Here is an 11,772-nt window from a genome sequence, read left to right on the forward strand (position 1 = left end):
AATGAGTAAAAATAAAAATAACGTAGAAGACCAATACTTCGATGAGTCTGAAGAAACAATTAATATCAGGCAAATTTTAGAACAATATCTTTATTACTGGAAATGGTTTGTATTTGGAGTCATTATTTCTTTAATTGTAGCCTTTTTATATGTTAAATATACTCAGAAACAATATCAAGTTTCAGCTAAAATATTATTAAACGAGAAAGAATCTGCAACAGGTGAATTAGCTGGTTTAATGGATCAAGCTATGCTTGGAGGGGGTTCTGGAGGAAGTGCAGAAGTTGGTGATCAAATTGATGTTTTAAAATCAAAACGATTAATTACTAAGGTTGTAGAAGAAAATAATTTAAATATTCAATACTTTAGCAAAGGTCGTGTAGCTGAAGTTGAATTAACTCAAGAGAAATCTCCTATTAAAATTATTTTTCTAAACGAAGCTGATAAAACTAATGAAGATTTAGAAGCTAAATTTACTGTTCAAATAAAATCTACAACAAAATTTATTTTAACAAACAAAACAACTTCAACAGAAAAAGAGTATTCTTTTGGACAAAAAATAAATGATAAAATTGGAAGTTTTGTTATTAGTCCTAATAAAAACTTAGCTAAATCAATTGATAATGAATATCTAATTGTTTTAAATTCTATTGATAAAACTGTAGATAATTACCAAAAGAAACTTGCTATAGATCCTAACAGTGAAAAAAGCTCTAAAATTATTAACTTCTCATTAATAGGTCCTGTTCCAGAAATTTCTAAAAAAGTTATTAATGATTTAATCATTAATTATAACAAAGACATTGTTGGTGATAATCATAAATTAACTGAAGCTACATCTAAGTTTATTGATTCTAGATTAGCTATTGTTAGTGGTGATTTAGATGGTGTTGATAAACAGTTAGAACAATTCAAACAAAGTAATAATATTACTGATGTCTCTTCTGAAGCAAACATATTTTTAGAAAGCGCTGCTGATAATGAAAAAAAATTATTAGACGCTTCTACACAGCTCCAATTAGTTGAATACATGAATGGAGCTCTAAATACGTCTCGAACAGATTTACTTCCTTCAAATATTGGGTTAGATGATAAGTCTATTTCATCAGAAATATCTTCTTACAACGAATTAGTACTTGCTAAAGAAGATATGTTAAAATCTGTAACTAATGAACATCCAAATGTTATTAAGTTACAAGAACAAATAAATGATGTAAAAAGAAATCTAAAAAATAGTTTAAGATTATATAGAAATAATACCCAAACTATTTTAAGCACTATACAAGGGAAGCAAAATCAGATTGCAGGAAAAATTAAAAAAGTACCTAGTCAAGAGCGTGGCTTTAGAGATATTTCTCGTCAACAACAAATTGTAGAGGCTTTATATTTATTCTTACTTCAGAAAAGAGAAGAAAATGAAATAAAAGCAGCTGCAACACCTGAGAACATTAAAGTAATCGATTATGCTTATGGTATAAAACAACCTGTTTCTCCTAAAAAAAGTATTATATTTTTAGGAGCACTTATTCTAGGCCTTGTAATACCTTTTATAATAATTTACATCTATAAATTATTAAATAATACAGTTAATTCAAAAGAAGATGTAGAAGATGCTGTAGGAGCACCTATCGCAGGACAAGTACCAAAAAGTAATATTTCTATATTAGAAAATAATGATAACTCAAGTGCAGCTGAAGCTTTCCGAATCTTAAGAACAAATGTAAATTTCTTATTAAAGAACTCAACAGATCCTCAATGTATATATATTACATCTACAACTAGTGGAGAAGGAAAGTCATTTATATCAACTAACTTAACTCAAATTTTAACAATGTCTGGAAAATCAGTGTTGTTAATCGGAGCTGATATTCGAAGTCCAAAAGTATTAGATTATTTAGGTATTTCTGATCAATATATGCATAAATATGGTGTAACTGAATATTTAATTTCTAATGATGTTAATATTGATGATATTATCATAAAAAAACCTGCACATTATAAATTCGATGTTATTTATTCAGGTCAAATAGCACCTAATCCATCCGAATTATTAATGAATGGACGATTTGATGATATTATTAAATACGGAAAGGAACATTATGATTATGTAATAGTTGATACAGCTCCTGTAAGTTTAGTAACTGATACACTATTAATTTCAGACGATGCAGATATTACAATGTACGTAGTTCGTGCTAATTATTTAGATAAACGTATGCTAGCGATTCCAAGAGATCTATATAGAGAAAATAGACTTAAGAATATGGCTATGGTTATTAATGATGTAGACTTTACAAAAGGTTATGGTTATGGTTATGGCTATGGCTATGGCTATGGAGATAACTATAATAAAGGAGGTTTTTTAAAAAATCTTTTTAAACGTAAATAAAATAAAAAAACCTGAAGTTGATCTTCAGGTTTTTTTTAACTCTTACTTCGTCTTAAAATAAAAATCATTATGAAAAAATAATCGCTTGGTTACAAAATATTTTCATTTTTCAATGATTGACATTTATTCTATCTTTACTCCACTAAACCAACTCAATGAAATACATCACAGGTTTTTTTGTCCTTATTTGGCGCATTTGGATGATATTTTTAGCTGCAATTTATGTCTTAACAATAGGCGTTTTTATCGTATTGCCTTTAGCAAGTTTCGAAAAAACATTCCCATATATTTATCCGTTAATCAGATATTGGGGCAAATTTGTGTTGTACGGAACGGGATTCAGAATAGATTACAAAAAACTTGTTCCTCTCAATCCGAAAGAAAATTATGTTTTTATAGCCAATCATACTTCGATTATGGATATTATGTTGATGTTGACGATTCTAAAACATCATCCAATCGTATTTGTAGGCAAGGCAGAGTTACTCAAAATCCCTATCTTTGGACGAATATTCGAACGAATTTGTATCCCTGTCGACCGAAAAAGTGCACGTAGTAAAGCACTTGTTTATCCCGAAGCAAAGAAAAAATTAGACAAAAATCTGAGTATTTTTATTTTTCCTGAAGGAGGCGTAACAAACGACAAAGAATTCAAGATTTATTTGGATCCTTTCAAAGACGGAGCATTTAACATTGCGATTGAAACACAAACGCCTTTGGCTGTTTTGGCGATTCATGGATTGAATAAAATGTTTCCGTTTAATTGGTTTAGAGGTTATCCAGGAAAAATAAAAGTCCGATTATTGGCGACTTTCGAAACAAAAGATTTGAATGTAAAAAACGATAAAGTTGCTTTGAAAGAAGCTGCTTACAACATGATTTTAAAAGATTTAGAACAATGAAAAATTTAGTTTATATCGCATTAGGAACGGCTTTAACGGCGGTTAGTTGCAATAAACAAATCACTTCTACCACAGAAACTGAAGCAAAGGATAATCAAACTTTTGCTGATTTAGATAAAGCTCGCATCAAACATTTGAGTTTGGATATCCAAACTGATTTCGATACGCATCAAATCAAAGGTTCGGCGGCTTATACATTCGAAAATAATCAAGCAAAACAATTGATTTTAGATACAGAAAAACTAACAATTGATTCAGTTTTATTAGCGAATGGTCAAAAAACAACATACAGATTAGGCGAAAAAGATTCGATCAAAGGTCAAGCCTTAATCATTGATGTTACGCCAAATGATACAATTGTAAAAGTTTTCTACAAAACTTCTCCTGATGCAAATGCTTTACAATGGTTAAATCCACAACAAACACACGATAAAAAACATCCGTTTTTATTGTCTCAAGGACAAGCAATTTTAACACGTTCTTGGATTCCGATTCAGGATACACCAAGTGTTCGTTTAACGTACGATGCAAAAGTAAAAACGCCAAAAGACTTATTGCCTTTGATGAGTGCAATCAATCCGAAAGAAAAAAATACAGAAGGAATTTATACCTTCAAAATGCCACAACCAATTGCACCTTATTTGATTGCTTTAGCTGTTGGTGATGTACAATATCAACCAATCGACAACAGAACGGGTGTTTATGCAGAACCTGGTTTGTTAAAAGCTGCTGCGTGGGAATTTGCCGATATGGGAAAAATGGTAACTGCTGCCGAGAAATTGTACGGAAAATATCCTTGGGAACAATTTGATGTCTTGGTTTTACCGCCTTCGTTTCCTTTTGGAGGAATGGAAAATCCGCGTTTAACGTTTGCTACGCCAACTGCAATTGTAGGTGATCGTTCGATGACGAATTTGATTGCTCACGAATTGGCTCATTCTTGGTCTGGAAATTTAGTAACGAATTCTACTTGGGATGATTTCTGGGTAAATGAAGGATTTACAGTTTATTTTGAGCGTCGAATCATGGAAGAATTAGAAGGAAAAGATTATGCGGATATGATTTCAGTAATTGGTTTTCAAGATTTGGAAACGTCGATGAAAAATATTCCAGAAAAATATACTTCATTAAAAGTGAACATGAAAGGAGCAAATCCTGATGATGCTTTTTCTGATGTTCCGTACGATAAAGGTTATTTATTTTTGAAAATGTTAGAAGATAAATATGGTCGTGAAAAATTTGATAAATTCTTGAATCAATATTTTTCTTCGCATGCTTTCCAAACGATGACGACAGAAAAATTTGTTGAATATTTGAAAGCTAATTTAACAAATGGAGACGATTCTTTTGTTCAAGAATGGATTTATAACACAGGTTGGCCAAAAGATTTGAAAAAACCAACTTCAAAATTATTTGATTTAGCAGAAGCGCAGTTACAGCAAGATATTACAAACGGACGAAATAAAGTTGCTCCGAAAAAAGTGGCGATTTCTACGAAATCTACAAACGAATGGGTTCATTTTATTCGTCAAATTGATACAACTAAAAACACAAAAGAAGATTTAGCTTATTTGGATTCAATTTATGATTTTACAAATTCTAAAAATCCAGAAATTGAATGTGCTTGGTTCGAAAAAGCATTTTTAATGCATTACGATAAAGTCAACACAAATGCGAAAGAATTCTTGGTAAATGTTGGTCGTCGTAAATTTTTAGAGCCTTTATATTTAGCTTTAAAAGAATCTAATCAATTAGATTTAGCAAAGAATATCTATAAAGATGCGCGTCCAAATTATCATTTTGTTGCGCGTCAAACAATTGATACAATGTTAAACTACAAACCATAAAATATGGCAATTGTAGCATATACAGACGGTTCGTCGTTGGGAAATCCTGGTCCAGGAGGATTTGGTTGTATTTTGTTGGAAACCGAGAAAAAAGTCAAAAAAGAAATTTCTCAAGGTTTTCGACTAACAACAAATAATCGAATGGAATTGCTGGCGGTTATTACGGCTTTGGAAACGCTAAAGTTTACCAACACGGAGATTACCATTGTGACGGATTCTAAATATGTGGTAGATGCTGTGGAAAAACGTTGGGTTTTTGGTTGGGTGCAAAAGAATTTCAAAGGAAAGAAGAATGCTGATTTGTGGAAAAGATTTTTAGAAGTTTATAAAATTCATCGCGTAAAATTTCAATGGATAAAAGGTCATGCTGGACATCATTGGAATGAAGAAGCTGATAAATTAGCGGTTGCGGCAGCAAATAAACCAGAAAATTTTAAGATAGATTCTTACTTCGAAATTCATCAAAACGAAGAATAATTTTCTACTTTTGTGAGGCAGAGAGAAAAATGAAAATGAAGACGTTGTGGAGATTTCTCCTACTACTTTTAATTACAATTTACAGTTGTTCACCTAAAAAAGAAAAAGGTGAACTTGTCTACTTTAGTGGACGAATCGCGAATGCGCAAACAGATAGCATTTACCTATTATTGAATAATCGTGAAAAGGCTTTTGCTTTAGATTTTGATGGAAACTTTTCGGATACAATTCAGTTAGTTGACGAAGGTTACAAGACACTTTCCATAGAACGAGAAGAATTTACAATTTATTTGATTCCAGGTGATAGTTTGATTCTAAATACAGATTTAAAACATTTGGAGAATAATTTCAAATTCTCTGGAATAGGAAAAAATCGAAACAATTATTTGGTTGACAAAAGTTTTAAAACGGATAAATTCTTAACTGATCATACCGAATTATTTAAACTTGCTCCGCCAGATTTCAAAAATCAAATCAAAAATTTTCATCAAAAAGTTTTCGAAGATTTAGAGAAATTAGAAGTTAATTCTTCGTTCATCAAAACGGAAAAAACGAATTTAAATTACGATTTTATTAATTTGTTGTACATGTACAAGGATTCGTACACATATTACAATCCTGCTTCTCAGCAATTACCTGTTAATTTTTTGACAGAATTAAATGAAATCGATTTAGATAATGACGAGGATTATAGAACGTATCAGAGTTACCGCAATATTGTCTTAACAAACTTACAAGAAAAATTATATCAAGGTCTTTCTGCGGATGCTTTATTGAAAAACATCAAAAGTCAATCGATAAAAAATGGATTTATTAATTCATTAATTTACGAACTTGATCCTTCAGATCCGAATAGCAACGGAATTTATCAAGCAATACAAAAACATTGCAATTATCAACCTTGGTTGGATGAAGCTGCAAAGAGAATGAAAAAATTTAGTTGATATTATAAAAATAACAAAAGCCACTTCTTTCGAAGTGGCTTTTGTGTTTATTATAATCTATTTTATTGTCTTTGTCTCACAGCTTCGTAAACACAAATCGCTGCTGCGTTACTCACATTTAGCGAATCTACAAACCCTAACATTGGGATTTTGATTAAAACAGCTGAATTATCAGCCCAAAAATCTGAAAGCCCTGTTGCTTCTGTTCCTAAAATAATGGCAGAAGATTTTGTAAAATCAGTCTCGTATAAATTCTTCGTTTCTTCTCTTAAAAATGTTGAAACCACTTGAATATTTTTCGACTTTAAGAAATCCAAAACAGCCTCTTTACTTGCTGATGCAATTTGATTGGTAAACAATGTTCCAACCGAAGAACGAATCACATTTGGATTGAAAAAATCTACTGTTTCATCACAAACAATCACAGCATCTACGTTTGCTCCATCTCCTGTTCTTAAAACTGCACCAAGATTTCCAGGCTTTTCTACAGCTTCCAAAACAACAACCAATGCATTTTCTGGTAATTGTAAATCTGTCAATGTCGAAGATTTCGTGTTATAGACACCAATAATTCCGCCTGTCGATTTTCTATACGCAAGCTTCTCAAAAACTTGTTTGGTAATTGTAAATACTTTTGCTTGTGCAAAATCTATTGATTTGTTATAAATATCTTCGCAAATATAAATTTCAACCGCTTCGTAACCACCTTTTACAGCTAATTCATTTTCTTGTGTTCCTTCCACAATAAATAAACCTTGATTTTTACGTTCTCTCGATTTTTCTTGCAATTTCAGCAAGTTTTTAATCCTTGGATTTTGAAGACTTTCTATTAACATTCTGCAAAATTACTCGAAATTCTTTGAAGTAGATTCAATTTATTTCATTGTTGCTAATTTTTTACTTACAACTTTTACCAACTTATATTTTAATGAAGATGCATCTGCTGGTGGATTTTCAATTTTAGATTTTGAAACAATAATTTGATATTCATAACCTGGTTCATGCTTAAATCCTTCAATCTGATTATAAAAATATTGCCATTCAGCTGCATTTGCTTCTTTTACCATCATACATTGCATTTTTGCAACTCCTGCGGTACATTCTCTTGTTTCTGGAGCAACTGTTAACAATTCTTCTCCTTGTTTCAATTCTTTAGTTGAAGCACAAGAGGCAAATAAACCGATACTTAAAATACTTGATAAAATAATTTTTTTCATAGAATATCATTTTATTGTTTGACAACAAATATTATGCTAAAAACTAGCTTAAACTTCAAAGTAAATTCATTCTCAAAAATTTAACTTGATTATAAATAACTTAATCACTTGTATTTTTTGTTGTACCTTTGCACCTTAAAATCAGAATTTTCGTATGACCAAAGATGGAAAAATGGAGTTGATGGCTCCTGCTGGGAATTTCGAATCATTACAAGCGGCTTTAGATAACGGAGCTGATTCTGTATATTTCGGAGTTGAGCAGTTGAATATGCGTGCGAGAGCATCAATAAACTTTACAATGGACGATTTACCAGAAATCGTAAAACGTTGTGAGGAAAAAGGTGTGCGTTCTTACCTTACTTTAAATACAATTATATACGATCACGATTTATCTTTAATCAAAAACTTGTTGGACAAAGCAAAAGAAGCGAAAATTACCGCTGTTATTGCGATGGATCAATCGGTTATTGCCTATGCAAGACAAATTGGGATTGAGATTCATATTTCGACACAAATTAACGTTACGAATATCGAAACAGTAAAATTCTATGCAATGTTTGCTGATACAATGGTATTATCGCGTGAATTGAGTTTGAAACAAGTGAAAAAGATTTGTGAACAGATTATCAAAGATGATGTTCGTGGACCAAGTGGAAATTTAGTTGAAATCGAAATTTTCGGTCACGGAGCATTGTGTATGGCTGTTTCAGGTAAATGTTACTTGAGCTTACATTCTCACAATTCTTCTGCAAATCGTGGAGCTTGTAAACAAAACTGTCGTAAAAAATATACCGTAATCGACCAAGAATCAGGTTTCGAAATCGAATTAGATAACGAATACATGATGTCGCCAAAAGACCTTTGTACAATGGAATTTTTGGACGAAGTGGTTGATGCAGGTGTAAAAGTATTGAAAATTGAAGGTCGTGGACGTGCTCCAGAGTACGTTGCAACTGTGATTCGTGCGTATAGAGAAGCGATTGATTCTATTGCGGATAAAACATATTCGAAAGAAAAAGTAGATTACTGGATGGGATTATTGCAAACTGTTTATAATCGTGGTTTTTGGTCTGGATATTATTTAGGTCAAAAATTAGGAGAATGGTCTGCTGTTCCAGGTTCTATGGCAACTCAGAAAAAAGTTTATATCGGAAAAGGTGTTCATTTCTTCCCAAAACCAAGCATTGGTCAATTTGTAATTGATGCGTATGATTTGAAAGTTGGAGATTTAATTTTAGTAACAGGACCAACAACTGGAGCCAAAGAAATGGTGGTTACAGAAATGATGGTGGAAGATGTAAAATCTGATACAGCTAAAAAAGGTGATTCGATTACAATTCCGATGGAATTTAGAATTCGTCCTTCTGATAAATTATACAAATTAGTAAAAGTAGAAGAGCCAGGAACGCAACAAAATAGTGTTGAAGAAGGCGCTTATTCTCATTAAAAAATAGTTATCAATGGTCATTATTACGTTACAACGCGATAAATGCATCGGATGCAACTATTGTTATGAGTTAGCACCAGAACGATTCAGAATGTCAAAAAAAGATGGCAAATCTGTTTTATTAAAAGCAATTGATAAAAAAGGTTTCCACACGTTGAAAGATCCTGATCATTCTATCGCAGATAATTGCGAACGTGCTGCCAAAGCTTGCCCTGTAAATATAATTACAGTAAAAGAAATATAGATTAAAACATTAGCTATATAAAAAGTCCATCAAAATTTTGATGGACTTTTGCTTTATGTAAAAAATAAATCTTAATTCATTTTTCCTTCTTTCTCTAATCTCTCTAATGCTTTTTCGTGAGCAGATTTTACATCATTTTTGATCTTTTTATCTTGTGTAGATTTTCTAATCTTTTCTGCATGATAAGCCAAATCATCCAAAGTCATTTTATAACTCACATAAAACCCGCGATTATATCTTGAATACGAAGCTAATCCCCAACCAGCAATTAATTGATTCTTAATTTTTTTGGTTTGATATTCGTTCAAATAACGTTGAAGTTTTGGAGATATTTCTTCTTTTGCAATTGATTTTACAGAACCATTCATTCGGCTAAACCAATATTTATTATCCAATTTTATATATGATTTTGCACCTAAAATGCTTTTAAAAGCAAGATCTCCAAGCAATAAAACCTTCTCAAATTCAGATTTTTCATTGGTCATATAATCCCAATACATTTCAGAAGTCATTCCAACCATCGGACTTTTATCTATTGTTGCTTCATACAAATCTTTACCATTTTGATAAGCTGCTGCAACATTTTTAAATTCGATTCCAAAATCATCACAAGCCTTCTGGTAACCTGTAAAAGAACCCGAATATTTCTCGAAATTATCTATAAAAACTCTATAAATACAATAATGTGAAATATCAATCAAAACTTTTTTAGAATCATCTAAAAAACCGTTTATCAACTGTATCGGAAAGTTATAATATTCGTAGGAACTCATAATTGTTTGATTGTCTTAAATGTGGTGTTAATTCATCGACTAAGATAAGATAGTTTTTATTATTCTTAAAATGATAAGTATCAAAAAACTTCAAAATTTAATAGGTTAGATTTTTAAAGGGGTAAAACTTCAATTCCTAATTTCTTCCTAAATCTTCTTTGTCCTTTGTCTCAAAATAATAAACAAATGAAATTTTTCTTAACAATAATTACAAGCACTTTCTTAACAATTACTACGATAGCTCAGACGAAAAATGATTCAATTATCACCATTCAACCTCAACAAAAAACATTAAAACCTAAAGTTGAACATGCAGAACCTCTCTATACAGATTTGATGCGTGATTTGGGCGCACGAAAAGGAGAAGCTGAGATAAATGTAGGATTTGGAGTTACCTCGAAAAAAGGATATAATGAATATAATGGTTTTATTGAGTATGAATGGGCTGTTGCAGATCGTTTGGGATTAGAGGTTGAAGTACCTTTTTCTTTTAATCACAAAAGCGATAATAACGATGGCTCTATTTATGTTCCGAACAATAAAATTGAAGGTTTAAAATTAGCAACTCAATATACTTTTTTAGTAAATGAAAAACAAAAAATGTCTTTAGCTGTAGCTTATGTTCATGAATTTGAGTTTAATAATTTTAAAGAATTAGGACATCAAGGTTCTGTATTTACGGGTATGAAAATGAATCCTGTTTTTATTGGAGCAAAGAATTTTAAAAATTTCAACACGTTAATCTATACAGGTCCTGTTTTTGAACATCATTATAAAAAGCAAAAAGTAGATATTGGAGCAACTATAAATGCAAGTATGATGTATGTTTTACCAAATTCGAAAAACTTTATTGGACTTGAAAATAATATGGATATTGACCGCGATGGATTTCATTATACTTTAAGACCTCAAATTAGATTGGCTATTCAACACAATTTAATGATTGGTTTGGTTACTGGAGTTCCTATCACCAAACATACCGGAACCAACCTTGATGTGATGACACGTATTATTTGGGAACCTTAGTTTTCTTAATAAAAAAACCTCCTTTAAAACTTTTTAAAGGAGGTTTGTGGAGCTGGCGGGATTCGAACCCGCGTCCAAACAAGCAACAAATAAGCTTTCTACATGCTTAGTTTATTATTAATTTTCGACGATATCCTGAGAATAAACACTCTGTCAACCGCTTATCATCTAAAATCTCGAAACCTATCCGATGCACTAAGGTTTCTATTCTTACTTTCCCGTGTCCCTTTATCAAACGCCGTAAGTCAAGGCTTTTGAGGGACATTCAGCTTCTATACCTAGTATAGACGTGGCGTATTCTTACTAAAATTCAGAATTATGCAGCTAAAGCGTACTCTTCGTTGCCAGTTAAAAAGTTGAAGTGCCTGATTAAAGTGAGTACACAACCTATCACTGCATGCTTACTTACCCATTGGCCCTGCTGTCAAAACCAGTCAGCCCCATAAAGTAAATTGTCAATAAATAATTGACGGATGCCAAATGTACAAATTTTATACCAAATAGAA

At 31.5% G+C, this 11,772-nt stretch carries 11 protein-coding genes and 1 other RNA gene; 8 read left to right on the forward strand and 4 right to left on the reverse strand.

All coding sequences use genetic code 11. From position 1 onward, the window contains the following. Position 1 precedes the first annotated feature (1 nt). From B4A23_RS16315 to B4A23_RS16335, 5 genes are all read left to right on the forward strand, one after another. On the forward strand, positions 2-2,389 hold the full coding sequence (locus tag B4A23_RS16315) for a GumC family protein (protein WP_291121460.1): 2,388 nt from the start codon (positions 2-4) through the stop codon (positions 2,387-2,389). A gap of 155 nt (positions 2,390-2,544) precedes the next feature. Then, positions 2,545-3,291 (forward strand): lysophospholipid acyltransferase family protein, encoded by a 747-nt coding sequence (locus tag B4A23_RS16320; RefSeq protein ID WP_291121463.1) that lies wholly within the window; start codon positions 2,545-2,547, stop codon positions 3,289-3,291. Next, positions 3,288-5,138, forward strand: coding sequence for a M1 family metallopeptidase (locus B4A23_RS16325; RefSeq protein ID WP_291121465.1), 1,851 nt, complete (start codon positions 3,288-3,290; stop codon positions 5,136-5,138). Before B4A23_RS16320 ends, B4A23_RS16325 begins: the two co-directional genes overlap by 4 nt. Before the next feature lie 3 nt (positions 5,139-5,141). Then, positions 5,142-5,615, forward strand: a complete 474-nt coding sequence (gene rnhA / locus B4A23_RS16330; protein WP_038336544.1) for a ribonuclease HI — start codon at positions 5,142-5,144, stop codon at positions 5,613-5,615. A gap of 29 nt (positions 5,616-5,644) precedes the next feature. Beyond that, a complete protein-coding gene (locus B4A23_RS16335) occupies positions 5,645-6,559 on the forward strand; it encodes a hypothetical protein (protein ID WP_291121467.1) in 915 nt (304 codons plus the stop codon). 62 nt (positions 6,560-6,621) lie between these two features. Here B4A23_RS16335 and B4A23_RS16340 read toward each other — a convergent pair whose 3' ends face one another. Then, positions 6,622-7,395: a TrmH family RNA methyltransferase gene (locus B4A23_RS16340; RefSeq protein WP_291121470.1), complete on the reverse strand. Its 774-nt coding sequence runs from the start codon at positions 7,393-7,395 to the stop codon at positions 6,622-6,624. Positions 7,396-7,434: 39 nt separating this feature from the next. Continuing rightward, the gene (locus B4A23_RS16345) at positions 7,435-7,776 is read right to left on the reverse strand and encodes a DUF4377 domain-containing protein (protein WP_286486826.1); all 342 of its coding nucleotides are present in this window, start codon (positions 7,774-7,776) and stop codon (positions 7,435-7,437) included. 154 nt (positions 7,777-7,930) lie between these two features. On the opposite strand from B4A23_RS16345, the gene B4A23_RS16350 reads away from it, so the two are divergent. Together B4A23_RS16350 and B4A23_RS16355 are read left to right on the forward strand one after the other, a co-directional pair. Continuing rightward, positions 7,931-9,223 (forward strand): peptidase U32 family protein, encoded by a 1,293-nt coding sequence (locus B4A23_RS16350; RefSeq protein ID WP_286486825.1) that lies wholly within the window; start codon positions 7,931-7,933, stop codon positions 9,221-9,223. A 13-nt stretch (positions 9,224-9,236) separates the two neighbouring features. Further along, positions 9,237-9,467 (forward strand): ferredoxin, encoded by a 231-nt coding sequence (locus tag B4A23_RS16355; RefSeq protein WP_038336269.1) that lies wholly within the window; start codon positions 9,237-9,239, stop codon positions 9,465-9,467. Between the two features lie 71 nt (positions 9,468-9,538). Here the strand turns inward: B4A23_RS16355 and B4A23_RS16360 are convergent, their stop codons facing one another. Beyond that, the gene (locus B4A23_RS16360) at positions 9,539-10,240 is read right to left on the reverse strand and encodes a hypothetical protein (RefSeq protein ID WP_280046197.1); all 702 of its coding nucleotides are present in this window, start codon (positions 10,238-10,240) and stop codon (positions 9,539-9,541) included. A gap of 186 nt (positions 10,241-10,426) precedes the next feature. On the opposite strand from B4A23_RS16360, the gene B4A23_RS16365 reads away from it, so the two are divergent. Further along, entirely contained in the window at positions 10,427-11,266 is an 840-nt protein-coding gene (locus tag B4A23_RS16365; RefSeq protein WP_291121474.1) for an HAEPLYID family protein, read from the forward strand. A gap of 44 nt (positions 11,267-11,310) precedes the next feature. On the opposite strand, the gene ssrA is transcribed toward B4A23_RS16365, so the two are convergent. Continuing rightward, positions 11,311-11,708, reverse strand: a transfer-messenger RNA (tmRNA) gene (gene ssrA / locus B4A23_RS16370). Positions 11,709-11,772 lie beyond the last annotated feature (64 nt).

The organism is Empedobacter sp. UBA7248 (assembly GCF_002472945.1).
GTDB classification, from domain to species: domain Bacteria; phylum Bacteroidota; class Bacteroidia; order Flavobacteriales; family Weeksellaceae; genus Empedobacter; species Empedobacter falsenii_C.